This window comes from Micromonospora sp. SL1-18, from assembly GCF_047921505.1.
GTDB lineage: Bacteria > Actinomycetota > Actinomycetes > Mycobacteriales > Micromonosporaceae > Micromonospora.
The window spans coordinates 1-22,233 of sequence record NZ_JBLROA010000060.1; the positions used below are offsets into that span (position 1 = coordinate 1).

General features: G+C 73.1%; 22 protein-coding genes, 3 pseudogenes and 1 riboswitch. Of the genes and pseudogenes, 21 read left to right on the forward strand and 4 right to left on the reverse strand.

Annotated elements, in window-relative coordinates; all coding sequences use genetic code 11:
• Positions 1 to 50: 50 nt before the first annotated feature.
• The gene (locus ACNAW0_RS23705; protein WP_416290210.1) at positions 51 to 941 is read right to left on the reverse strand and encodes a septum formation family protein; all 891 of its coding nucleotides are present in this window, start codon (positions 939 to 941) and stop codon (positions 51 to 53) included.
• A gap of 151 nt (positions 942 to 1,092) precedes the next feature.
• On the opposite strand from ACNAW0_RS23705, the gene rpe reads away from it, so the two are divergent.
• The 7 genes from rpe to ribH all read left to right on the forward strand — a co-directional run bounded on the left by rpe (position 1,093) and on the right by ribH (position 7,323).
• Positions 1,093 to 1,773 (forward strand): ribulose-phosphate 3-epimerase, encoded by a 681-nt coding sequence (rpe, locus tag ACNAW0_RS23710; protein WP_416290178.1) that lies wholly within the window; start codon positions 1,093 to 1,095, stop codon positions 1,771 to 1,773.
• Complete coding sequence (locus tag ACNAW0_RS23715; protein WP_416290180.1) at positions 1,673 to 2,731, forward strand: response regulator; 1,059 nt, start codon at positions 1,673 to 1,675, stop codon at positions 2,729 to 2,731. The genes rpe and ACNAW0_RS23715 overlap by 101 nt, the downstream gene beginning before the upstream one ends.
• Positions 2,732 to 2,813: 82 nt before the next feature.
• Positions 2,814 to 2,986: riboswitch (FMN riboswitch) on the forward strand.
• Between the two features lie 169 nt (positions 2,987 to 3,155).
• On the forward strand, positions 3,156 to 4,217 hold the full coding sequence (ribD, locus tag ACNAW0_RS23720) for a bifunctional diaminohydroxyphosphoribosylaminopyrimidine deaminase/5-amino-6-(5-phosphoribosylamino)uracil reductase RibD (protein WP_416290182.1): 1,062 nt from the start codon (positions 3,156 to 3,158) through the stop codon (positions 4,215 to 4,217).
• A 1-nt stretch (position 4,218) separates the two neighbouring features.
• Positions 4,219 to 4,863, forward strand: a complete 645-nt coding sequence (locus ACNAW0_RS23725) for a riboflavin synthase (protein WP_416290183.1) — start codon at positions 4,219 to 4,221, stop codon at positions 4,861 to 4,863.
• On the forward strand, positions 4,863 to 5,558 hold the full coding sequence (gene pnuC / locus ACNAW0_RS23730; protein WP_416290184.1) for a nicotinamide riboside transporter PnuC: 696 nt from the start codon (positions 4,863 to 4,865) through the stop codon (positions 5,556 to 5,558). Before ACNAW0_RS23725 ends, pnuC begins: the two co-directional genes overlap by 1 nt.
• 2 nt (positions 5,559 to 5,560) lie before the next feature.
• Positions 5,561 to 6,823, forward strand: coding sequence for a bifunctional 3,4-dihydroxy-2-butanone-4-phosphate synthase/GTP cyclohydrolase II (locus ACNAW0_RS23735; RefSeq protein ID WP_416290211.1), 1,263 nt, complete (start codon positions 5,561 to 5,563; stop codon positions 6,821 to 6,823).
• 2 nt (positions 6,824 to 6,825) lie between these two features.
• Positions 6,826 to 7,323, forward strand: coding sequence for a 6,7-dimethyl-8-ribityllumazine synthase (gene ribH / locus ACNAW0_RS23740; protein WP_416290185.1), 498 nt, complete (start codon positions 6,826 to 6,828; stop codon positions 7,321 to 7,323).
• A 71-nt stretch (positions 7,324 to 7,394) separates the two neighbouring features.
• On the opposite strand, the pseudogene ACNAW0_RS23745 reads toward ribH, so the two are convergent.
• Positions 7,395 to 7,655, reverse strand: a pseudogene (locus ACNAW0_RS23745) (MFS transporter); the annotation flags it as partial.
• Between the two features lie 982 nt (positions 7,656 to 8,637).
• Here ACNAW0_RS23745 and ACNAW0_RS23750 point away from each other — a divergent pair.
• The 10 genes from ACNAW0_RS23750 to pheT all read left to right on the forward strand — a co-directional run bounded on the left by ACNAW0_RS23750 (position 8,638) and on the right by pheT (position 17,624).
• Positions 8,638 to 8,901, forward strand: a complete 264-nt coding sequence (locus tag ACNAW0_RS23750; protein WP_036375234.1) for a phosphoribosyl-ATP diphosphatase — start codon at positions 8,638 to 8,640, stop codon at positions 8,899 to 8,901.
• Positions 8,902 to 8,950: 49 nt separating this feature from the next.
• Positions 8,951 to 9,796 carry an ATP phosphoribosyltransferase gene (gene hisG, locus ACNAW0_RS23755; protein WP_416290186.1) on the forward strand — a complete coding sequence of 282 codons (846 nt, stop codon included), beginning with the start codon at positions 8,951 to 8,953 and terminating at the stop codon, positions 9,794 to 9,796.
• A complete protein-coding gene (locus ACNAW0_RS23760; protein WP_416290187.1) occupies positions 9,793 to 10,755 on the forward strand; it encodes a DMT family transporter in 963 nt (320 codons plus the stop codon). The genes hisG and ACNAW0_RS23760 overlap by 4 nt, the downstream gene beginning before the upstream one ends.
• Before the next feature lie 44 nt (positions 10,756 to 10,799).
• The gene (locus ACNAW0_RS23765) at positions 10,800 to 11,246 is read left to right on the forward strand and encodes a PH domain-containing protein (protein ID WP_416290188.1); all 447 of its coding nucleotides are present in this window, start codon (positions 10,800 to 10,802) and stop codon (positions 11,244 to 11,246) included.
• A 362-nt stretch (positions 11,247 to 11,608) separates the two neighbouring features.
• Entirely contained in the window at positions 11,609 to 12,211 is a 603-nt protein-coding gene (gene infC, locus ACNAW0_RS23770; protein ID WP_416290189.1) for a translation initiation factor IF-3, read from the forward strand.
• 18 nt (positions 12,212 to 12,229) lie between these two features.
• The gene (gene rpmI, locus ACNAW0_RS23775; protein WP_416290190.1) at positions 12,230 to 12,424 is read left to right on the forward strand and encodes a 50S ribosomal protein L35; all 195 of its coding nucleotides are present in this window, start codon (positions 12,230 to 12,232) and stop codon (positions 12,422 to 12,424) included.
• Between the two features lie 32 nt (positions 12,425 to 12,456).
• Positions 12,457 to 12,849 carry a 50S ribosomal protein L20 gene (rplT, locus tag ACNAW0_RS23780; protein WP_046564689.1) on the forward strand — a complete coding sequence of 131 codons (393 nt, stop codon included), beginning with the start codon at positions 12,457 to 12,459 and terminating at the stop codon, positions 12,847 to 12,849.
• Positions 12,850 to 12,881: 32 nt separating this feature from the next.
• Positions 12,882 to 13,721: a TrmH family RNA methyltransferase gene (locus ACNAW0_RS23785; protein WP_416290191.1), complete on the forward strand. Its 840-nt coding sequence runs from the start codon at positions 12,882 to 12,884 to the stop codon at positions 13,719 to 13,721.
• Positions 13,722 to 13,937: 216 nt separating this feature from the next.
• Positions 13,938 to 15,035 carry a phenylalanine--tRNA ligase subunit alpha gene (gene pheS, locus ACNAW0_RS23790; protein WP_416290192.1) on the forward strand — a complete coding sequence of 366 codons (1,098 nt, stop codon included), beginning with the start codon at positions 13,938 to 13,940 and terminating at the stop codon, positions 15,033 to 15,035.
• A gap of 39 nt (positions 15,036 to 15,074) precedes the next feature.
• Positions 15,075 to 17,624: a phenylalanine--tRNA ligase subunit beta gene (gene pheT, locus ACNAW0_RS23795; RefSeq protein ID WP_416290193.1), complete on the forward strand. Its 2,550-nt coding sequence runs from the start codon at positions 15,075 to 15,077 to the stop codon at positions 17,622 to 17,624.
• Between the two features lie 76 nt (positions 17,625 to 17,700).
• Here the strand turns inward: pheT and ACNAW0_RS23800 are convergent.
• Together ACNAW0_RS23800 and tnpA are read right to left on the reverse strand one after the other, a co-directional pair.
• Positions 17,701 to 17,814: pseudogene (locus ACNAW0_RS23800) on the reverse strand (LuxR family transcriptional regulator); the annotation flags it as partial.
• A pseudogene (gene tnpA / locus ACNAW0_RS23805) lies at positions 17,769 to 18,188 on the reverse strand (IS200/IS605 family transposase); the annotation flags it as partial. The pseudogenes tnpA and ACNAW0_RS23800, both read right to left, overlap by 46 nt.
• 45 nt (positions 18,189 to 18,233) lie before the next feature.
• Here tnpA and ACNAW0_RS23810 point away from each other — a divergent pair.
• The 4 genes from ACNAW0_RS23810 (at position 18,234) to argJ (ending at position 22,193) form a co-directional block, all read left to right on the forward strand.
• Entirely contained in the window at positions 18,234 to 19,514 is a 1,281-nt protein-coding gene (locus tag ACNAW0_RS23810; protein ID WP_416290212.1) for an RNA-guided endonuclease InsQ/TnpB family protein, read from the forward strand.
• Positions 19,451 to 19,918 (forward strand): low temperature requirement protein A, encoded by a 468-nt coding sequence (locus ACNAW0_RS23815; protein ID WP_416290213.1) that lies wholly within the window; start codon positions 19,451 to 19,453, stop codon positions 19,916 to 19,918. Before ACNAW0_RS23810 ends, ACNAW0_RS23815 begins: the two co-directional genes overlap by 64 nt.
• A 104-nt stretch (positions 19,919 to 20,022) precedes the next feature.
• Positions 20,023 to 21,024, forward strand: coding sequence for an N-acetyl-gamma-glutamyl-phosphate reductase (gene argC, locus ACNAW0_RS23820; RefSeq protein WP_416290194.1), 1,002 nt, complete (start codon positions 20,023 to 20,025; stop codon positions 21,022 to 21,024).
• Positions 21,021 to 22,193 carry a bifunctional glutamate N-acetyltransferase/amino-acid acetyltransferase ArgJ gene (gene argJ / locus ACNAW0_RS23825; RefSeq protein WP_416290195.1) on the forward strand — a complete coding sequence of 391 codons (1,173 nt, stop codon included), beginning with the start codon at positions 21,021 to 21,023 and terminating at the stop codon, positions 22,191 to 22,193. Before argC ends, argJ begins: the two co-directional genes overlap by 4 nt.
• The last annotated feature ends 40 nt before the right edge of the window (positions 22,194 to 22,233 follow it).

Here is a 22,233-nt window from a genome sequence, read left to right on the forward strand (position 1 = left end):
CGGGCCTGCGCGCGGGCCTTTCCACCCGCCGGGCCTGTGCGCGGGCCCGGTCAGCGGACCGGCAGGCCCTTGCTGCCGGCACCCTTCAGCGAGCGGGTCAGCGTCCGGTTCCCCAGCCAGAGAAAGCACTGCACCCCGCGGTCGCCGTCGTTCCACTGCTCCGCGACGGGGTGGTAGATGATCGTGCCGGCCCGGTACCGCATGTCGCTGTTGTTCGGCACCTTGACGTATGCCGCGATCAGCGCCCGGCACGCCTTGTGCGCCCGTTCGGAGTCGCGCTGGAAGTCGGCGTACGTGACGTCGGGGAACGGGTGGATTCCGACGAACTCGGCGTGGTGCTTCGCGGTGCAGGCGACCGGTCGCATCTCCTCGATGTCGTCCTTGCTGAGCTTCGGTTCGAAGCAGCCGTAGGCCAGCGGGGACCCCGGCGTCAGAGCGTTGCGTAGGCTGGCGCTGCGTGCGGTCACGCTGTCGTCGTCCAGGCTGGTCACCTCGAACAGGTCACAGCGGAACCAGCGGGCACCGCCGCTCCAGGCCGGCGCCGACGGGAAGACGATGGACAGCCGCAGCCGTCCCGAGCGCCAGTCGGCCCCGACCGCCTTGCTGACCTGCCGGTCGCATTCGGCGTACGCGGTCCGCATCCCGTCCGATCCGGTGCGTGGGGGAGCGTCCCGACCGGTATCCGCATCGGTCAGCGTGCCCACGTGCAGCGTCTCGGCGCGGTGTGAGGTGGTGCAGTCGATCGGGTTGTAGCCGCTGAGGTAGCCGACGTCCTGGATCGTGGCGTGACAGACCTCGGCCGCCGGCACGAACGCCTCGGCGGCCGGGAAGGCGGGCCAGTCGTCGGCCAGGTCCCGGTCCACCCCGGCCGGCACGCCGCATCCGGCGAGCGCCAGCATCGCCGTCACACCGACGGCGACCGCCGTCCACCTTCGCCGCATCGCCCCACCGACCTCCCCGTCGTCGTGGTGCACCTCATGCCACGGCGGTGCAGCATACGGCACCGGGGCCCGGTGGCGGGGAGGGCGGTGGCGGGGAGGGCGGGCGGTGCCGGGCTGCGGGCGACGAAGGCGCCGTTCGTACACTGGCCCGGTGACCGTACCGCCGCCGATCATCGCCCCCAGCATTCTGGCCGCCGATTTCGCCCGCCTCGCCGACGAGGTCCGCGCCGTCGAACACGCCGCGGACTGGTTGCACGTCGACGTCATGGACAACCACTTCGTGCCGAACCTGACCATCGGGCTGCCCGTGGTGCAGAGCTTGCGCGCGGCGACCGAGCTGCCGTTCGACGTGCACCTGATGATCGAGGACCCGCGCCGCTGGGCCCCCGGGTACGCCGACGCCGGGGCGTACAACGTCACGTTCCACGCCGAGGCGTGCGACGACCCGGTGGCGCTCGCGAAGGACCTCCGCTCGGCCGGGGCGAAGGCGGGGCTGGCGATCGACCGGGACACCCCGATCGAGCCGTACCTGGAGCTGCTGCCCAGCTTCGACACGCTGCTGATCATGACGATCAAGGCCGGCTTCGGGGGGCAGCGGTTCATCCCGCAGTTGCTGGACAAGGTGCGTGCAGCCCGGCGGCACGTCGACAGCGGCCACCTGGAGCTGCGGATCGAGGTCGACGGCGGGATCGCCGCCGACACCATCGAGCAGGCCGCTGAGGCGGGCGCCGATGCCTTCGTCGCCGGCACCGCGGTCTACGGCGCCGACGATCCCGCCGAGGCGGTCCGCCGCCTGCGGGCCATGGCGGAACGCGCGGCCTCCGGGGCCTGAGGTGGACCCGGCCAGCGAGCGACCCGACGTCATCCTGGTCGTCGACGACGACGAGGACATCGCGCGGTTCGTCGAGTTCAACCTACGCCTGCACGGCTTCGAGGTGCTGCACGCCAGCGACGGCCAGGAGGCGCTCGAGGTGATCGAGCGGCAGCGGCCCGACCTGGCCGTGGTCGACCTGATGATGCCGCGCATCGACGGCCTGGAGCTAACCCGCCGGCTTCGCGCCGACCCGATGACCTCGGCGCTGCCGGTGATCATGTTGACCGCCAAGGGCATGACCGTGGACAAGGTCAATGGCCTCAGCGCCGGTGCCGACGACTACCTGGTCAAACCCTTCGACACCGCCGAACTGGTCGCCCGGGTCAGCTCCACGCTGCGCCGCAACAAGGAGTTCCGCGAGGTCTCCCCGCTGACCGGGTTGCCCGGCAACAGCCGGATCCGCCGCGAGATCAGCGACCGGGTGCGCAGCGGCGCCGACTACGCGGTCGGCTACGTCGACATCGATCGGTTCAAGAGCGTCAACGACCGGTACGGGTTCGTCCGGGGCGACGAGTTCATCTCCGCCCTGGCCCGCAGCCTGCACCGGGCCGTGGTGTCGATCGGCCTGCCGCCGGCGTTCCTCGGCCACGTCGGCGGCGACGACTTCGTCATCGTCTGCGCCCCGGAGCAGGTCCGCCCGCTGACCTTCCGGGCGGTGGAGGACTTCGAGAACGCCGCCGACGCCCTGTACGACCCGGTCGACCGGGAGCGTGGCTTCGTCGAGCTGAAGGACCGGCGGGGCAACATCAGGCGGGCCGCCCTGGTCACCCTCTCCATCGGGGTCTCCCTCTCCGACGCCAACAAGCGCTTCACCGATCCACTCGAGGCGATCGCCGTCGCCTCCGAGATGAAGTCGGTCGCCAAGAGCCAACCCGGGTCGTACGTCGCGGTCGACCGCCGGCGCGGGGTGACCTGATCGGGTCCCGCTTCCCTGTGAAGTAGCTCGCCTCTCTGGCGCGGCCCCCCGTCCGACGTGTAAGACTCTCGGTGTACCCACCACGCGCTGGCGGGGCTCGGTGAAATTCCGAACCGGCGGTGATCCACGGTCCGACCGTGGTAAGCCCGCGACCCGGACGGCTTCGGCCGGACGGTGGACCTGGTGAGAATCCGGGGCCGACGGTTGGGGCGCGGCTCGTCCGCCCCCAGACAGTCCGGATGGGAGACAGCGCGCGGGACGGGGAGGCCTCTGCCGGCCGCTGGCACCGTCAGCGCCGCGTGGGCTTTCTCGGGGCCGGCGTCGCCGTCCCCGGGTCTCCGCCGCCGCCTGTCCGCGGCATCCGTGTCGCCACCTCCCAGCCTCGCCCGCGCGTACCTGGCGAGCGAGAGGGCAGGGGCAGGCGATGGCGAGCGTCTCCGTCGACGAGGCGATGCGGCACGCGATCGCCCTGGCGGCCCGCGGCCTCGGCACCACCAGCCCCAACCCGTTGGTCGGCTGCGTGCTGCTCGACGCGGCCGGCGAGATCGTCGGCGAGGGGTTCCACGCGTACGCGGGCGGCCCGCACGCCGAGATCGTCGCCCTCGCCCAGGCCGGCAAGCGCGCCCGGGGCGGCACCGCCGTGGTCACCCTGGAACCCCGCGACCACACCGGCCGTACCGGCCCCTGCAGCCATGCGCTCATCGCCGCCGGGGTCGCCCGGGTGGTGGTCGCCGTGCCCGACCCCAACCCGATCGCCTCCGGCGGCGCGGCCACCCTGCGCGCCGCCGGAATCGAAGTCGAGATCGGGGTACGCGTCGGGGAGGCCGAGGCCGGCAACATCGCCTGGCTCACCTCGATGCGCCGCGGCTGGCCGTACGTGATCTGGAAGTACGCCGCCACCCTCGACGGGCGCTCCGCCGCGGCCGACGGCACCAGCATGTGGATCACCTCAGAGGCGGCCCGGATCGACGTGCACGCCCTGCGCGGCACCGTCGACGCGGTGATCGCCGGGGTCGGCACGGTGCTCGCCGACGACCCCCGGCTCACCGCCCGCAACCTGCGCGACGGCACCCTGGCCATCCGGCAGCCGCTGCGGGTGGTGGTGGACAGCTCGGGGCGTACCCCGGCCGACGCCCGGGTCCGCGACGGCGCCGCCCGGACCTGGATCGCCACCGCCACGGAGGTCGGGGCCGGGCCGGACGGCCGGGTCGACCTGCCGGCGCTGCTCGCGGAGCTGCACCACCGCGGCGTCCGGGCCGCCCTGCTGGAGGGCGGCCCCCGGCTGGCCGGCGCGTTCCTCGCCGCCGGCCTGGTCGACAAGGTCGTCGGGTACGTCGCGCCGAAGCTGCTCGGCGCCGGCCCGACCGCGCTGCTCGACGCCGGCGTGACCACCATCGCCGACGTCATCGACCTGGAACTCACCGACGTCACGCAGGTCGGCCCCGACCTGCGAATCACCGCGCTGCCCCGGAAGAGGGAGGCCTGAAATGTTCACCGGCATCGTCGAGGAACTGGGCGAGGTCATCCGGACCGTCGAGACCGGGGGCGACTCCGCGCTGGTCGCCATCCGCGGCCCGCTGGTCACCTCGGACGCCCGACACGGCGACTCCATCTCCGTCAACGGGGTCTGCCTGACCGTGGTCGACGTCGACGGCGGCGTCTTCACCGCCGACGTGATGGGGGAGACCCTGCGCCGCACCGCGCTCGGGGCGTTGCGCCCGGGCGACCCCGTCAACCTGGAGCGGGCCGCCGCGCTGAACAGCCGGCTCGGCGGGCACCTCGTCCAGGGGCACGTCGACGGGGTCGGCGAGATCATCGCCCGGGAGCCGGCCGCCCAGTGGGAGACCGTCCGCTTCCGGCTGCCCGCCGCGCTGTCCCGGTACGTGGTGGAGAAGGGCTCGATCACCGTCGACGGCGTCTCGCTGACCGTCGCCGAGGTCGGCGACGACTGGTTCACCGTCGGGCTGATCCCCACCACGCTCAAGCTCACCACGCTCGGCGCCAAGGGCGTCGGCGACCCGGTCAACCTCGAGGTGGACGTGCTGGCCAAGTACGTCGAGCGGCTGCTCGGCGACCGCCTCGCCGGGGGCCCGGCGCTGCCCGGCGGCGCGGTTGTCCCGGGTGACCACTGATGGGCCCGTTCGGCTGGCTGCTCGACGCCCAGCTCCAGATCGCCGGCTCGCCGGTGCTGGTCCGGGAGATTGTCGGCAACGTCTTCGGGCTCGCCTCCGCGCTGTTCGGGCTGCGCCGGCTGGTCTGGGCCTGGCCTGTCGGCATGGCCGGCAACGCATTGCTGTTCACCGTCTTCCTCGGCGGCGCCTTCGCCACCCCGCAGGCGCACGACCTCTACGGTCAGGCCGGCCGGCAGGTCTTCTTCTTCGCGGTCAGCCTCTACGGCTGGTGGCGCTGGTCGCGTAACCGGCGTGCCGGGGCCGGGGAGCAGCCGGCGGTCACCCCGCGCTGGGCCACCGGCCGGGAGCGGCTCGGCCTGCTCGCCGTCGCCGTGCTCGGCACCGCCGTCGCGTACCCGGTGCTGGGCGCGCTGGGCTCGTGGGGGCCGCTGCCGGACGCCTGGATCCTGGTCGGCAGCCTGCTCGCCACGTACGGCATGGCCCGCGGCTGGGTGGAGTTCTGGCTGATCTGGATCGCCGTCGACGCGGTCGGGGTGCCGCTGCTGCTGCGCGGCGGCTTCTATCCGTCGGCCGCCATGTACCTGTTCTACGGCGGGTTCTGCGCCGCCGGCCTGGCCGCCTGGTGGCGTACCTCCCGGGCCGCCGGGCCCGCCCGCAGTGAGATCCCGCCGACGTACTCGGAGGCCGTTGTATGAGCATGACGTTTGGCAGCATTGAGCAGGCGGTGGCGGACATCGCCGCCGGCCGGCCCGTCGTCGTGGTCGACGACGAGGACCGGGAGAACGAGGGTGACCTGATCTTCGCGGCCGAGCTGGCCACCCCGGAGTTGGTCGCCTTCATGGTCCGCTACACCTCGGGCTACATCTGCGTGCCGCTCACCGAGAGCGAGTGCGACCGGCTGGACCTGCCGCCGATGCACCACACCAATCAGGACCGGCGGGGCACCGCGTACACGGTGACCGTGGACGCCCGGGAGGGGGTCAGCACCGGCATCTCCGCCGCCGACCGGTCGCACACCATCCGGCTGCTCGCCGACCCGTCGACCGGCCCGGCCGACCTGGCCCGCCCCGGGCACGTGGTGCCGCTGCGGGCCCGCGCGGGCGGCGTGCTGCGCCGGCCCGGGCACACCGAGGCGGCCGTGGACCTGACCCGGCTGGCCGGGCTGCGCCCGGCCGGGGTGCTCTGCGAGCTGGTCAACGACGACGGCACCATGATGCGCCTGCCGGACCTGGAGAAGTTCTGCGCCGAGCACGGGCTGACGCTGATCACCATCGCCGACCTGATCGCCTACCGGCGGCGCACGGAGAAGCAGGTGGAGCGGGTCGCCGAGGCGCGGATGCCCACCCCGTACGGCGTGTTCCGGGCGCTCGGCTACCGCACCGAGCACGACACGGCCGAGCATGTCGCGCTGGTCATGGGCGATCTCGGTGACGGGGCGGAGGTGCTGGTCCGGGTGCACTCCGAGTGCCTCACCGGCGACGTCTTCGGCTCGCTGCGTTGCGACTGCGGCCCCCAGCTGCAGGCCGCCCTGGCCCGGGTGGCTCAGGAGGGGCGCGGTGTGGTGCTCTACGTGCGCGGGCACGAGGGGCGCGGCATCGGGCTGCTGCGCAAGCTCCAGGCGTACCAGCTCCAGGACCAGGGCCGGGACACCGTGGACGCGAACCTCGACCTGGGGTTGCCCGCCGACGCCCGGGACTACGGCACCGGCGCGCAGATCCTCTACGACCTGGGCGTGCGCTCGATGCGGCTGCTGACCAACAACCCGGCCAAGCGGGCCGGCCTGGAGGGGTACGGCCTCACGGTGAGCGGCCGTGAGGGGCTGCCCGTCCGGTCGAACCCGGAGAACGTGCGTTACCTGAGGACCAAGCGGGATCGGATGGGCCACCTCCTGGAGGGGCTGGACGAGGGGACCGAGGCGCCGATGGGCCGCCCGGTCGCCGGCGACGAGATCGGAGCGTAGGCATGGCGGGTTTTGGGGAACCGGGCGTCACCCTGGTGGACGCCGCCGGGCTGACCGTCGGCGTCGTGGCCGCGCGTTGGCACGGCGACCTCACCGACCACATGGTCGACCGGGCGGTGGCCGCCGCCGAGGCGTGCGGCGCGCGGCCCGTGGTGGCCCGGGTGGCCGGCTCGGTGGAGCTGCCGGTGGTGGCCCAGGCGATGGCCCGCCGGTACGACGTGGTGGTCGCCCTCGGCGTGGTGGTGCGGGGCGCCACCGCCCATTTCGACTACGTCTGCAAGTCGGTGACCGAGGGGCTGACCCGGGTTGCGCTGGACGAGGGCAAGCCGGTGGCGCACGGGGTGCTCACCGTGGACACCATCGAGCAGGCCCGGGACCGGGCCGGCCTGTCCGGCTCGGCGGAGGACAAGGGCTGGGCGGCCACCGTGGCGGCCCTGGACGCCGCCCTGGCCATCCGCGGCCTCGACGCCATCAACGGCCACCGGGTGGGCTTCGCCTGATCGATCCCGACTCGGCTGCCCAACCCGACGAGGTGGACGGGGAGCTACCCGGCGGGGGGTGCCGGTGGGCGCGGCAGCAGCAGCGCTGCGGTGGCCGCGTTGAGCGCCACGAAGAGCGTCCGGCGGGGCGCCCGGTCGACCACCCAGCCGACCAGCGGGGCGAGCACCATCGGCGCGGTCAGCGCGACGAAGGTGGCGTCGGCCAGCCCGTCGGAGCCGGTCAGCTCCTTGACCCACACGGCCAGGGCCAGCAGCAGGACCGACTCGGCGACCATGCTCACGGTCAACGCGAGGAAGAACCGGAAGTCCGGCCGGCGCAGCAGCTGTCTCATCGGGCCTCGTTCCCCTCCGCGTCGGCGTCGCTGACGACCGTCCCGTGTTCCGTGCTCCCGTCGGCTTCGCCGCCGACCGGTCCGCTTCCCGTGTTCCGTTCGGCGTCGGCCCTGCCGACGGCCGGTTCGTCGACCTCGGGTACGCCCCAGGCCATCAACCGCACCGGCCGCGAGCCCGGCGGGCGGGCCGCCGGGTCGGTGAGCCGGTCCAGGTAGCGCCCAGACAGCGCCTGGGTTTCCGCCTGCAGGCCATTGAGCTCGTCGGCGGTGCACCACGCTATGAACTGGTTGAAGAAGCCGGCGTCCCGCCAGGCGGCGGGCTGCTGGCGGCGGGCCGCCCACCAGTCCCGGAGCTTGCGGTACTCCAGGTCGAGCAGGATCCGGGCGGCGGCGTCGCCGGTCTGCGCCAGCTCGGGACTCTGCTCGCCCTGGCCCCACCGGTACCCCTCGGTGACCAGCCGCCACGGCCGCTGCCGGCCGGTGCCGCCGCCGGCCTCGGTGACGAAGCCGTACTTGGCGAGCTGGCGCAGGTGTCAGGAGCAGTTGGCCGGGCTCTCGCCGACCCGTTCGGCCACCTCGCCGGCGGCCCGGCCAGCCACCTGCCGAGAACTCCTGCTTACCGCCGAAGGTCGCACAGATGCTCTGGCCCTGGTCGCCGTGCTTCCATCGGCCCAGAGGTTTGCGGAAGGCATGACTGCTCGCCGCCTATGGAGCTGACATCACAAACGAATCGCTGCAGGACCGAGGAGTGGCGGCTGCCGGCATCGGATCACGCCGCGTCGTTCGCCGAGGCGGGGGCGAGTCGCCTGTGATATCAGGTCCAAAGGGAGTGACAGCTGATCAACCCCACGGCCTTGCGCACGTGCCAACCGCCGGCGATCTGACCGGAAGAGGCCCACACCCGGGTGTGCCGTCCCGGCCACCGGGCCGACCCGGCCCCGCCGCGCGCGGCCCCGCCGGCAAGCTGGAAGAATCGCCTCCCGTGAAGACGTTCGAGGAGCTGTTCGCCGAGCTGCAGGCCAAGGCCGCCGCCGGCACCCCGGGCTCGGGCACGGTCGCCGCGCTCGAGAAGGGGGTGCACTTCATCGGCAAGAAGGTCGTCGAGGAGGCGGCCGAGTCGTGGATGGCCGCCGAGCACGAGGGCCCCGAGCGGGCCGCCGAGGAGATCTCCCAACTGCTCTACCAGGCCCAGGTGCTGATGCTGGCCACCGGTCTCGAACTCAAGGACGTCTACCGACATCTGTGAGTGTTCCCGTCCGCTGATCACCCCGATCGACCGAAGGAGCACTCCACCCATGCTGCGTGTCGCCGTTCCCAACAAGGGCGCCCTGGCCGAGTCGGCCGCCCAGATGCTGCGCGAGGCGGGCTACCGCCAGCGCACCGACCCGAAGGACCTGGTCTGCCGGGACGAGCCCAACGACCTCGAGTTCTTCTATCTCCGCCCCAAGGACATCGCCACCTACGTCGGCTCCGGTGACCTCGACGTCGGCATCACCGGCCGGGACCTGTTGATCGACTCCGGCGCGCCGGCCGAGGAGGTGGTCGACCTGAACTTCGGCCGCGCCACGTTCCGGTTCGCCTCCCGGCCAGAGGACGTGGACTCCGTCCAACAGTTGGGTGGGCACCGGATCGCCACCGCGTACCCGGGCCTGGTCGAGCGGCACCTGGCCGAGCTGGGCGTCAAGGCCGAGGTGATCCGCCTGGACGGCGCGGTGGAGAACGCCATCCGCCTCGGCGTGGCCGACGTGGTCGCCGACGTGGTGGAGACCGGTGCCACCCTGCGCCAGGCCGGGCTGGTGGTGTTCGGGGAGCCGCTGCTGCGCTCCTCGGCGGTGCTGGTCCGCCGGATCGGCGCCCCCGGCTGTGCGCAGGCCGACCAGCTGCTGCGTCGGCTGCACGGCGTGCTGGTCGCCCGGCGTTACGTGATGCTCGCCTACGACGTGCCGGCCGGGCTGCTCGACCGGGCCAGCTCGCTGACCCCCGGCATCGAGTCGCCGACCGTCTCGCCGCTGCACCGCGAGGGCTGGGTCGCCGTGCAGGCGATGGTCCTGCGGGACGACGTGCACCGGATCATGGACGAGCTCTACGAGCTGGGTGCCCGGGCCATCCTGGTCACCAACATCCACGCCTGCCGGCTGTGAGGCCGCTGCCGGCCCCGGTCGCCCTGTCGCTGGTCGTCCTCGGCGGGGTGGCCTCGGCCGCCCAGGGCGTGGTGAACTCCGAGCTGGGGGAGCGGGCCGGCGGCCCGGTGCTCGGCGCGGTGGTCAACAACCTCGGCGGCAGTCTCCTCGTCCTGGTCGGGCTGCTCGCCGTGCCCTCGATGCGGAGCGGGCTGGCCGCGTTGCGTCGCGCCGGCCTGCCGTGGTGGGCGTACCTGGGCGGGTTGGGTGGGGCGGCGATCGTGGTGATCGGCACGTACGTCGTGCCGGTGCTCGGGGTGGCCGTGTTCACCATCGCCCAGGTGGCCGGCGGCAGTCTGGGTGGGCTGGCCGTGGACCGGGTGGGTCTGTCCCCGGTGGGGCGGCTGCCGCTCACCGCGCCCCGGGTCGCCGGGGGGCTGCTCGGCATCGCCGCGGTGACCCTCGCCCAGCTCGGCCGCCCGGTCGGTAACCTGGCGGTGGGGCTGGTCGGGCTCGCGGTCGCCGGTGGGCTGGCGGTGGCCCTGCAGTCCGCGCTGAACGGTCGGGTCTCCGCCGCTGGCAGCACCGCCGCCGGGCTGGCGGTCAACTTCGCCGTCGGCACCCCGGTGATCCTGGTGGTCGCGGCCCTGGTCGGGGCGTTCGCCGCCCGGCCCACGTGGCCCGGGCAGTGGTGGCTCTACATCGGCGGTCTGCTCGGGGTCGGCATCGTGCTCGCCCTGCTGGTGGGCGTCCGCGCGGCCGGGGTGCTGCGGACCGGGCTGGCGCTGGTCGCCGGGCAGCTCGGTGGTGCCCTGGTGCTGGACGTGGTGCTGCCCGGCGGCGCCGGGGCGCGTTGGCCGGTGCTGGTCGGCGCCGGGCTCACCGCGGTGGCGGTGCTGGTGGCCGGCGTGCGGCGGCGCGCACCGGTCCGTGTGGCGGCGGAACGCGAGCCCGAGCCGGATGGCAGACTGGTCGGGTGACCGAGCGGAGCGAGCGAACCATCAAGCCCAGTAGCGATTCAGCGGTGACCGTGCGACCGCGCCGGATCCGGCTGGTCTGCTGGGTCTCGGCCGCCGCTCTGCTGGTGGTGTTCAGCCTGGTGGCCACCTCGCTGACCGGGGGCGTCGGCAACGGCTACGGCACGTTCCAGCGGGGCGACCAGCTCGCCATGATCGGGCTGGGTGTCTTCGGCGCCCTCGGCATCCTGCTCTTCACCCGCCCCCGGGTGGTGGCCGACGCCAAGGGGGTCCGGGTCCGCAACGTGATCGGCTCGCACGAACTGCCCTGGGAGGTCGTCCGCGGGGTCCGGTTCGACCGCGGCGCCCCGTGGGCCAGCCTGGAGCTGCACGACGACGACCTGCTGCCGATGGTCGCCCTCCAGGCCGCCGACAAGGAGCGCGCGGTCGAAGGGGTACGCGCGCTGCGCCGCCTGCACCAGGCCCACCTGGCCACCCTCGCCGCCACCCGCTGACCCTCGCCGCCCCGCCGTGCGACGTCCGCGACGGCGGATGGTGGGGCGGTTTGGGGCGGGGTGGGGTGACGGTGTAGTGTTGCGGGGTCGACCAGACTGCTCCCGTCCCCTGACGTGTGGGCGGTCCTGAAGCGGAGCGCCTGCTCCCACCCGAGTCGCCGCGAAGGTGGCCGGGTCCGGTCCCCGGTTCTGGGCGTGTCCCGGTTCCGGATGCGCGATCATGTGATCGTGCTGACCGGTCGAGCGGGCCCTGGCATGCGCCGGGGCCTTCTGCTTTCCGGGTCGGCTCCCGCCCGGGAGCCCGCGGAGTCGGCACCGTAGGAGACTCGACTCGAGGAGGCCCCATCAGCGTCGAACCACGCGTGAACGAGCAGATCCGGGCACGTGAGGTCCGACTGGTCGGCCCTGAAGGTGAGCAGGTGGGCATCGTCCCGCTGGAGCGCGCCCTTCAGCTGGCCGCGGACGTCGACCTGGACCTGGTCGAGGTTGCGCCGATGGCGCGCCCGCCGGTGTGCAAGCTCATGGACTTCGGCAAGTTCAAGTACGAGAGCGCACTGAAGGCGCGCGAAGCGCGGCGTAACCAGCAGCAGACCGTCATCAAGGAGATGAAGCTCCGGCCGAAGATCGATCCGCACGACTACGAGACCAAGAAGGGTCACGTGGTGCGGTTCCTCAAGGCCGGCGACAAGGTCAAGGTGACGATCATGTTCCGCGGTCGCGAGCAGAGCCGCCCGGAGCTGGGTTACCGGCTCCTGCGCCGGCTCGAGTCCGAGATCTCGGAGCTGGGGTACGTCGAGGCCGCGCCGAAGCAGGACGGCCGTAACATGATCATGGTGCTCGCGCCGCACCGCGCCACCAAGGCCGCCGCCGTGGCCCGCGGTGCCGGACCGCGCGAGCGGGAGACGGGCGCCGCCGAGGCGCCTCCGGCCGAGGCGGCCGGGCCCGCCGGGACCACCGGCGAGTAAAGGGGAGAAGACGTTCCAATGCCGAAGATGAAGAGCCACACGGGCATGGGCAAGCGGGTCCGCGTGACCGGCAAGGGCAAGGTCGTTGCCCAGCAGGCCGGCATGCGGCACAACCTGGAGAAGAAGGCCTCCACCCGCACCCGCCGGCTGACCGGCACCGTCGAGGTGGCCAAGGCCGACGTGAAGCGAATCAAGAAGCTGCTCGGCCGCTGACGCGCGCCACCTGAACCGAAGAAGGAGTTGAGATGGCACGCGTCAAGCGGGCTGTAAACGCCCAGAAGAAGCGTCGTACCCTGCTGGAGACCGCGAGCGGCTACCGCGGTCAGCGCTCCCGCCTCTACCGCAAGGCCAAGGAGCAGGTGCTGCACTCGATGCAGTACGCCTACCGGGACCGCCGCGACCGCAAGGGCGACTTCCGGCAGCTCTGGATCCAGCGGATCAACGCCGGCGCCCGGGCCAACGGCCTGACCTACAACCGGCTGATCCAGGGCCTGCGCCTGGCCGGCATCGAGGTCGACCGCAAGATCCTGGCCGACCTGGCCGTCAACGACGCCGCGGCGTTCGCCGCGATCGTCGAGTTGGCCCGCGCCGCCGTGGCGGCCGAGGGCACCGGTGGCGCCGCGGCCCAGGCCGCCTGATCCACCCGCAGCAGCAGATCGAGGCGTCTCCCATGCCGTCACCATCGCGCGGGAGGCGCCTCGACGCTGTCTCCGGCCCGTTCACCCCGCGTACCCCGAGGGTCGTCGCGGCCCGGCGGCTGCACCGCCGCCGCGACCGCGACACCAACGGCCGGTTCCTGGCCGAGGGGCCGCAGGCCGTCCGTGAGGCCCTGGCCCGCGCCGGCACCGTCGTCGAACTCTTCGGCACGCCGGCCGCCCTGGACCGGTACGCCGACCTCGCCGCCGAGGCCGCCCGGGCCGACGTGCCCGTCTCCGAGGTCACCGACGAGGCCCTGGCGGCGCTCGCCGAGACCGTCGTCCCGCAGGGCCTGGTCGCCGTCTGCCGGCACCTGGACGTGCCGTTGGCCGAGGCCCTCGCCCGCGGGCCGCGGCTGGTCGCGGTGCTCGCCGAGATTCGCGACCCGGGTAACGCCGGCACGGTGCTGCGCACCGCCGACGCCGCCGGTGCGGGCGCCGTCGTCTTCGCCGGCGACGCGGTCGACCCGTACAACGGCAAGTGCGTGCGGGCCTCCGCCGGCAGCCTGTTCCACGTCGACGTGGTCCGCGACCCCGACCCGCCCGCGGTGGTTGACGCGCTGCGGGCCGCCGGGCTATCGGTCTTCGCCACCACGGGGTACGGCGACAGTGACCTCGACGACCTCGCCGACGCCGGCCGCCTGGCCACCCCCACCGCCTGGCTCTTCGGGTCCGAGGCGCACGGCCTGCCCCGGGAGCTGACCGAGGCGGCCGACGCCCGGGTCCGGGTGCCGCTGCACGGGCGCGCCGAGAGCCTGAACCTGGCTGCGGCCGCGGCCGTCTGCCTGTACGCTTCAGCGAGAGCACTGCGCTGACCGTCGAGTCCGCGCGGCCACACAGCAGGGGAGTCATCCGGATGATGAACGCGTCACGGCGTTCGTTTAGCCAGCCCGCCGGTGTCGGCGGGCGGCGGGCCTGACCCTTCCTCCTGCGTACCTCCCCACCGGCGGGCTGCGGCGAAGCCGCGCGTCCGTAGACTCGCCTAGCCGCCCGTGAGGGCCGGCGCCGCCGTGAGGGAGTGCCCGTACGCCATGAGTTACCGCAACGATCCGTACGACCCGAAGCAGGTCGCCCTGCTCGACCCGGACGCCCTGGCCGAGGCCGTGGCCGAGGCCGAGAAGGCGTTCGCCACCGCCGCCGACCCGGACGCGCTGCACGCGCTGCGCCCCGCGCACCTCGGTGACCGGGCCCCGGTCTCGCTGGCCCGCCGGGAGATCGGCGCGCTGCCGCCGGCCGCCAAGTCCGACGCCGGCAAGCGGGTGAACGAGGCCCGCCGCGCCATCGAGACCGCGTACGCCGCCCGCCAGGAGGTCCTGGAGCGGGAGCAGGCGGAGCGGGTGCTGGTCGAGGAGCGGGTCGACGTGACCCTGCCGTACGGCCGCCGGCCGCGCGGCGCCCGCCACCCGCTCAGCACCCTGATGGAGCAGATCAGCGACCTGTTCATCGGGATGGGCTATGAGATCGCCGAGGGCCCCGAGGTCGAGTTGGAGTGGACCAACTTCGACGCGCTGAACATCCCCGCCGACCACCCGGCGCGGGGCCTGATGGACACCTTCCACATCGCCCCGCAGGACGGCTCGGTCGGCGCGGCGTCCGGGAGCCCGGCGAGCTCCGGCCTGGTGCTGCGCACCCACACCTCGCCGGTGCAGGCGCGCACCATGCTCACCCGCAAGCCGCCGATCTACGTGGTGGTGCCCGGCCGGGTCTATCGCACCGACGAGCTGGACGCCACCCACGCGCCGGTGTTCCACCAGGTCGAGGGCCTGGTGGTCGACAAGGGCATCACCATGGCGCACCTGCGCGGCACACTGGACCACTTCGCCCGGGCCATGTTCGGCGAGGGCGCGAAGACCCGGTTCCGGCCGCACTACTTCCCGTTCACCGAGCCGTCGGCCGAGTTCGACGTCTGGTTCCCGGAGCACCGGGACGGGCCGCGGTGGGTCGAGTGGGGCGGCTGCGGCATGGTCAACCCGCGGGTGCTGCGTGCCTGCGGCATCGACCCGGAGGTCTACTCAGGATTCGCGTTCGGCATGGGCATCGACCGGACGGTGATGTTCCGGCACGGGGTCAGCGACATGCGGGATCTGGCCGAGGGCGACGTGCGGTTCACCCGCGCGTTCGGGGTCTGAACGGCGCCACGAGCTAACGGAGACGGTGGTTTAAGAGTCATGCGAGTTTCTGTCAGTTGGCTGCGGGAGTACGTCGACCTCCCCGCTGACCTGCCCTCCGGCGACCTGGAGCAGGCGCTGGTCGACCTCGGCATCGAGGTCGAGTCCATCGAGGACCTGCGGGAGTCGGTCACCGGCCCGCTGGTGGTCGGTGAGGTCCTGGAGATCGAGGAGCTGAGCGGCTTCAAGAAGCCCATCCGGTTCTGCAGGGTCGACGTCGGCACCGCCAACGGCACCGGCGAGCCGCAGGAGATCGTCTGCGGGGCGCGCAACTTCGCCCCGGGTGACCGGGTGGTGGTGATCCTCCCCGGCGGCGTGCTGCCCGGCAACTTCGCCATCGGCGCGCGCAAGACGTACGGGCGCAACTCCAACGGCATGATCTGCTCGGCCAAGGAACTGGGTCTGGGCGACGACCACTCGGGCATCATCGTGCTGCCCGAGGACACCAAGGCGCAGCCCGGCGACGACGCGCGCCCGGTGGTCGGCCTCGACGACGTGGTGGTCGACGTGGAGATCACCCCCGACCGGGGGTACGCGCTGAGCGTGCGCGGCATCGCCCGCGAGCTGTCGCACGCCCTCGGTGTGCCGTTCCACGACCCGGCCGCGATCCCGGCGCCCGGCGGCACCGCCGAGCCGGCGTACCCGGTCGAGGTGCGGGACACCGTCGGCTGCGACCGGTTCGCCGCCCGGATGGTGCGCGGCGTGGACCCGACCGCGCAGACGCCCGGCTGGATGTCCCAGCGGCTCACCGTGGCCGGCATCCGCAGCATCTCGCTGCCGGTCGACATCACCAACTACCTGATGCTCGAACTCGGCCAGCCCATGCACGCGTTCGACGCCGACCGGATCAGCGGGCCGCTGGTGGTCCGCCGCGCCGAGCCGGGGGAGAAGCTGACCACCCTGGACGGGGTGACCCGCAGCCTGGTCGCCGAGGACATGGTGATCTGCGATGACAGTGGGCCGATCTCGCTCGCGGCGGTGATGGGCGGCGAGACCAGCGAGGTCGTCGCCTCCACCACCGACGTGCTCTTCGAGGCCGCGCACTGGGACCCGGCCATGGTGGGCCGCACCGCCCGCCGGCACAAGCTGTTCAGCGAGGCGGCCAAGCGGTGGGAGCGGGGCGTCGACCCGGCTCTGCCCCTGGTCGCGCTGGAGAAGGCGGTCCGGCTGCTCACCGAGCACGCGGGCGGCACGGTCGGCGGGGAGATCCTCGACCTCGACCACGCCCGGCCGCGTACCCCGGTCACCCTGCCGGCGGACCTGCCGTCGCACCGGGTCGGGGTGGCGTACTCGCCGGAGCGGGTGGTCGAGCTGCTGGAGCAGGTCGGTTGCACCGTCGAGCGGGGCACCGACCGGCTCGGCGAGGACCCGGGCGAGGTCGGGGTGGCGGCCGCCGGCGGTGCCGAGGTGCTCACGGTGACCCCGCCGAGCTGGCGGCCCGACCTCACCGACCCGGCCGACCTGGTCGAGGAGGTGGTCCGCCTCGACGGGTACGACCGGGTGCCGTCGGTGCTGCCCACCGCGCCGGCCGGCCGTGGCCTCACCTGGCAGCAGCAGCGCAGCCGGGCGGTCGCCCGGTCGTTGGCCGAGCGCGGGTACGTCGAGGTCCTCGCGCACCCGTTCGTCTCCGGCGAGCTGGCCGACCAGCTCGGCCTGCCGGCCGACGACCCGCGCCGCCCTGCGGTGCGGGTGGCGAATCCGCTGTCCGAGGAGGAGCCGCTGCTGCGTACCACGCTGCTCGGCCCGCTGCTCGGCATCCTCAAGCGCAACATCGGCCGGGGCCAGCGCGACGTGGCGATCTACGAGACCGGTGCGGTGTTCCACCCGCGCCCCGGCGCCGGCACGCCGCCGGCCATGGGCGTGGACCGCCGCCCCACCGACGAGGAGTTCGCCGCCGCCGACGCGGTGGTGCCGGACCAGCCGCGGCACGTCGCCGTGGCGCTGGCCGGCGACATCGAGCCGGCCGGCTGGTGGGGCCCGGGCCGGGCGGCCGGCTGGGCGGACGCCGTCGAGGCCGGTCGGGCCGTCCTCGCCGCCGCCGGCCTGCTGGCCGACCGGGTCACCGTCCGGGCCGCCGAGCGCGCCCCCTGGCATCCCGGCCGCTGCGCCGAGCTGCTGGTGGACGGCACCGTGGTCGGTTACGCCGGTGAGTTGCACCCGGCCGTGGTGGCGACGCTGGAGCTGCCCCGCCGCACCTGTGCGATGGAGCTGAACCTGGACGCGCTGCCCTCGGCGCCGATGGTGGCCGGCCCGGCCGTCTCCACCTTCCCGCCCGCGCTGATCGACGTGGCGCTGGTGGTGGACGAGTCGGTGCCCGCCGCCGAGGTCGAGCGGGCCCTGGTGGAGGGGGCCGGCGAACTGCTGGAGGACGTCCGGCTCTTCGACGTGTACGCCTCGGAGCAGCTCGGCGCGGGCCGCAGGTCGCTGGCGTACAAGCTGACGTTCCGGGCGCCGGACCGGACGCTCACCGTCGAGGAGGCGGTGGCCGCCCGCGACGCGGCGGTGGCCGAGGCCGGCGGCCGCTTCGGCGCCACCCTGCGCGGCGCCTGAGGTGCCGCTCGACGGATGAGTGGTGGTGGCCCGGCGGCGATGCCCGCCGGCCACCCCACCGGCCCCCGCGGTGCGGTCAGATCCAGCCGCGCAGCGCCGCCTCAACGCCGGCCTGGAAGCGGCTCTCGGCATCGAGGCGCTTCATCAGGGCGGACACCGTACGGCGTACGGTGCGCTCGGAGAGCCCCAGATGTACTGGTGCAGCATCGACAGCGGTGCGCCGCCGGGGGAGCCGGCGAAGTAGGAGCCGGCCCGCAGGCGGGCGTCCCGTCAGAAGTAGCGGTGAAGCTCGGGGAAGTCACGGCGCAGGCATCGGGAGGACACGCCCTTGAGGGAGTTGACCAGTTTGGACAGGGCTACCTTGGGTGGGAAGTTGACCAGTAGGTGGACGTGGTTGTTCTCGCCGTTGAACTCGACCAGTTCGCATTCGAACTGCTCGCACACCTCCCGCATCACCTGTTCGAGGTAGCGCAGGTGCTCGTCGGTGAAGCCGTGCACCCGGTACTTCGTCACGAAGACCAAGTGGGCGTGAAGCATGAAGGTGCAGTGCCTGCCAGTGCGAACCGGCTAGCCGGTAACCACCCGAACAAGTGTACGATGTGGACCGTGATGGCGGATACGGGGCGGCGGTACCGGCTTTACCCCACCGACGAGCAGGCGCAGCGCCTGGTGTCGTGGGGGCATACGTGCCGCTGGCTGTACAACACCGCCCTGGAGCAGCGCCAGTTCGCCTGGCGGCAGCGCAAGGTCACCCTCGGGGTGTCCGCCCAGTGCACGTTCTTGACGCAGGCGCGTAAGGAGCTGGACTGGGTCGCGGACCTGCCAGCGCAGTCTGGTCAGCAGGTGCTGCGCCAACTGGACCAGGCGTACCGCAACTGGTGGAACCCAGAGCATCCTGCCGGGCCGCCGACGCGTAAGCGCAAGTCGCCGCGGCTGTCCGTGCCATTCCCGGGTCAGGCGATCGAGGTGCGACGCCTCAACCGCCGATGGGGCGTCGTCAACCTGCCGAAGGTCGGCGAGGTCAAGTTCCGCTGGTCCCGCCCCTTGGGCGGCACGGTCCGCAACGCCGTGGTGTCGTTCGACGGCACCGCCTGGCACGTCGGGTTCGGCGTCCACGCCGGTGCCAAGACGCCGCAGGCGCATGCCCGGCCCGACACCGTCGTGGGTGTCGACCGTGGAGTGAAGGTCGCCCTTACCATGTCCGACGGGCGCATGTGGAACCGCACCTTCGCCTCACCGGGCCAGGAGCGGAAGCTGGCCCGGCTCAAGTCGAAGGCCGGCCGGCAGGAGACCGCGCGCCGCAAGCACAGTGCGACAACCTCGAACCGCGCCCGCAAGGTTCGTGCGGAGATCGCCCGAAGCGAGGCGAAGATCCGCAACCGGCGCCGCGACTTCGTGACATGGGCCGCGAACCGCCTCTGCGCCCAGTACGCGGTCGTCAAGCTGGAACGTCTCGGCGTCAAGGCTATGACCGCCACCGCAAAGGGCACCATCGCCGAACCCGGCACGAACGTGCGGCAGAAGGCCGGGCTGAACCGGGCGATCCTCGACAAGGGCTGGGGCATGTTCGAGCAAGCCCTAACCAATCGGACACGCGCCACCGGCACCCGCATCGCCAGGGTGCCAGCCGCGTTCACGTCCCAGCGGTGCAGCCGCTGCGGGAACACCGATCGGAACAACCGCGAAAGCCAAGCGATGTTCCGGTGCGGGCCCTGCGGACACCAGGCCAACGCTGACGTGAACGCCGCGATCAACGTCAGGGACGCCGCCGAGGCGACGTCCCCACACACCGGGCGGGCAGCCCGGGACAGGAGCCAGCCGGTGTCCTGTCAACCACCCACCCAGCGCCGGCGACATGTGGCGCTGGAAGCGGGAATCTCCCTCCTTTAGCTTTAGGCGGGGGAGGATGTCAAGTCGGTGACCTCGCGTCGTACGCGCATCTGGTCATGGTGATCGGGGTCGCGGTCAGCGCGGTGGGGGACACCCTGACCATCTCGCATCCCTTCGGCGAGACCGCGCTGTCCTGGATCGCGGTCATCCTCGGTGGGCCGGCGCTGTTCCTGGTCGGCCGGGCCATGCTCGACTACGCCGGGTTCAGCCGGGTCTCCTGGTCGCGGCCGATCGGGCTGGTGGCGCTGGGGGTCCTGGCCCCGGTGGCCCTGCTGCTGCCACCCCTGCTGGTGGCCGCGGTCGCCGCCGTGGTGCTGGCTGGCGTCGCCACCTCGAACGTCATCAGCTGGTGGCTGTACCCGAGGGAGATGGCGCCACCGCCCGGCCTGCCACCCGGAGGCTGAGGGTGGGTACCTCCGTATTCGAACTTCATGCAGTGGCCTGCATGAAGTTGCATCGCCGACGCTAGCCCTGCTAGCCTTCCTTGCATAGTCATGCGGAGGTGGGTATGGGTATCCGGGTAGCGGTCGCCGGAGCCAGCGGGTATGCCGGCGGTGAGCTGCTCCGTCTGCTCGCCGGGCACCCCGAGTTCGACCTGGTCGCGGCCACCGGTCACGCCCAGGCCGGCCGGCCCGTCGCGGCTGTACACCCGCAGCTCGTCGGGCTGGACTTGGTGCTCGGGACGACCGACCCGGCCACCCTGGCCGACGCGGACCTGGTCTTCCTGGCCCTGCCGCACGGCGAGTCGGCGGCCCTCGCCGCGGCCCTCCCCCCGGCGGTCAAGGTGGTCGACCTCGGTGCCGACCACCGGCTGCGCGACGCGGACGCCTGGGCCCGCTACTACGGCGGCCCGCACGCCGGCGCCTGGACCTACGGTCTGCCCGAGCTGCCCGGCCAGCGGGCCGCGATCACGGCGGCGACCCGGGTCGCCAACACCGGCTGCTACGCGGTCGCCACTGTTCTGGCGCTCGCCCCGCTGATCGCCGCCGGCGCGGTCCTCCCCGCCGACGTGGTGGTGGTTGCCGCCTCCGGCACCTCCGGCGCCGGCCGGGCCGCGAAGGCCCACCTGCTTGGTAGCGAGGTGATGGGCGACCTGTCGCCCTACAAGGTCGGCGCCCATCAGCACGTGCCCGAGATCAAGCAGGCCACCGAGGCGACCAGCCTCTCCTTCACCCCGCTGCTCGCGCCCATGCCGCGCGGCATCCTCGCCACCGTCACCGCCGTCCCCACCGGCGACGCCGATCCGCGCGAGGTGCTCGCTGCGGCGTACGCGGACGCGCCCTTCGTGCACGTGCTGCCCGAGGGGGCGTGGCCGCACACCGCCGCCACCGCCGGCTCGAACTCCTGCCACCTCCAGACCGGCGTCGACGTCGACTCCGGCCGGGTGATCGTGGTCAGCGCCATCGACAACCTCGGCAAGGGCGCGGCCGGCCAGGCCGTGCAGAACGCCAACCTGATGTTCGGCCTCCCGGAGACCACCGGTCTCCCCGTGTTCGGAGTTGCGCCATGACCGTCACCACCCCCCGTGGCTTCCGGGCGGCCGGCGTCGCCGCCGGGCTGAAGGCCAGCGGCGCCAGGGACGTCGCCCTCGTCGTCAACGACGGGCCCGACGCCGGGATCGCCGGCGTCTTCACCGCCAACCGGGTCAAGGCCGCCCCGGTGCTGTGGACCCAGCAGGTCGTCCACGGCGGCGTGGTCCGTGCCGTGGTGCTCAACTCCGGCGGGGCGAACGCCTGCACCGGCCCGGCCGGCTTCCAGGACACCCACGCCACCGCCGAGCACACCGCCGCCGCGCTCACCGCGAGCAGCCCCCGGCTGATGCTCGGCGCGGGCGAGGTCGCGGTCTGCTCCACCGGCCTGATCGGCGAGCGGCTCCCGATGGCCGAGTTGCTCTCCGGCGTACGCGGTGCCGTACGTGAGCTGTCGCGCGACGGTGGCGGGCCGGCCGCCGAGGCGATCATGACCACCGACACCCGCCCCAAGACCACCGTCGCCGAGGGGAGCGGCTGGACCGTCGGCGGCATGGCCAAGGGCGCCGGCATGCTCGCCCCGGCGATGGCCACCATGCTCTGCGTGCTCACCACCGACGCGGTGGCCGGGCCGGAGACCCTCGACGCCGCGCTGCGGGCCGCCACCCGGGTCACCTTCGACCGGATCGACTCCGACGGCTGCATGTCCACCAACGACACGGTGCTGCTGCTGGCCAGCGGCGCGTCCGGCATCGAGCCCAGCGCGGCCGAGCTGACCGCCGCGGTCACCGCCGCCTGCCACGACCTGGCCCAGCAGCTCATCGCCGACGCGGAGGGCGCCACCAAGCAGATCGCCATCGAGGTGGTCGACGCCGCCACCGAGGACGACGCGGTCGAGGTCGGCCGGTCGGTGGCCCGGAACAACCTGGTCAAGACCGCGCTGTTCGGCAACGACCCGAACTGGGGCCGGATCCTCGCCGCGGTCGGCACCACCGCCGCCGCCTTCGAACCGGACGGCGTGGACGTCGCGGTCAACGGGGTGTGGGTGTGCCGGGGCGGCGCCGCCGCGGAGGACCGCGCCAAGGTCGACCTCACCGGCCGGGACGTCACCATCCGGATCGACCTGCACGCCGGGGACGTGGAGGCGACCATCTGGACCAACGACCTGTCGCACGCGTACGTGCACGAGAATTCGGCGTACTCATCGTGAGCGCGAGGAACGCAGCGGAGCGGAGTCCCGCAGTCGCGAA

Excerpts from the sequence above, each read along its gene's own strand:
- pheS (WP_416290192.1), top strand. The coding sequence starts at position 13,938 with ATGAGTTACCGCAACGATCCGTACGACCCGAAGCAGGTCGCCCTGCTC.
- pnuC (WP_416290184.1), top strand. The coding sequence starts at position 4,863 with ATGGGCCCGTTCGGCTGGCTGCTCGACGCCCAGCTCCAGATCGCCGGC.
- argJ (WP_416290195.1), top strand. The coding sequence starts at position 21,021 with ATGACCGTCACCACCCCCCGTGGCTTCCGGGCGGCCGGCGTCGCCGCC.
- ribD (WP_416290182.1), top strand. The coding sequence starts at position 3,156 with ATGGCGAGCGTCTCCGTCGACGAGGCGATGCGGCACGCGATCGCCCTG.
- rplT (WP_046564689.1), top strand. The coding sequence starts at position 12,457 with ATGGCACGCGTCAAGCGGGCTGTAAACGCCCAGAAGAAGCGTCGTACC.
- hisG (WP_416290186.1), top strand. The coding sequence starts at position 8,951 with ATGCTGCGTGTCGCCGTTCCCAACAAGGGCGCCCTGGCCGAGTCGGCC.
- ribH (WP_416290185.1), top strand. The coding sequence starts at position 6,826 with ATGGCGGGTTTTGGGGAACCGGGCGTCACCCTGGTGGACGCCGCCGGG.
- ACNAW0_RS23705 (WP_416290210.1), bottom strand. The coding sequence starts at position 941 with ATGCGGCGAAGGTGGACGGCGGTCGCCGTCGGTGTGACGGCGATGCTG.
- ACNAW0_RS23725 (WP_416290183.1), top strand. The coding sequence starts at position 4,219 with ATGTTCACCGGCATCGTCGAGGAACTGGGCGAGGTCATCCGGACCGTC.
- rpmI (WP_416290190.1), top strand. The coding sequence starts at position 12,230 with ATGCCGAAGATGAAGAGCCACACGGGCATGGGCAAGCGGGTCCGCGTG.
- argC (WP_416290194.1), top strand. The coding sequence starts at position 20,023 with ATGGGTATCCGGGTAGCGGTCGCCGGAGCCAGCGGGTATGCCGGCGGT.
- ACNAW0_RS23715 (WP_416290180.1), top strand. The coding sequence starts at position 1,673 with ATGCCTTCGTCGCCGGCACCGCGGTCTACGGCGCCGACGATCCCGCCG.
- ACNAW0_RS23735 (WP_416290211.1), top strand. The coding sequence starts at position 5,561 with ATGACGTTTGGCAGCATTGAGCAGGCGGTGGCGGACATCGCCGCCGGC.
- ACNAW0_RS23810 (WP_416290212.1), top strand. The coding sequence starts at position 18,234 with ATGGCGGATACGGGGCGGCGGTACCGGCTTTACCCCACCGACGAGCAG.
- pheT (WP_416290193.1), top strand. The coding sequence starts at position 15,075 with ATGCGAGTTTCTGTCAGTTGGCTGCGGGAGTACGTCGACCTCCCCGCT.
- ACNAW0_RS23785 (WP_416290191.1), top strand. The coding sequence starts at position 12,882 with ATGCCGTCACCATCGCGCGGGAGGCGCCTCGACGCTGTCTCCGGCCCG.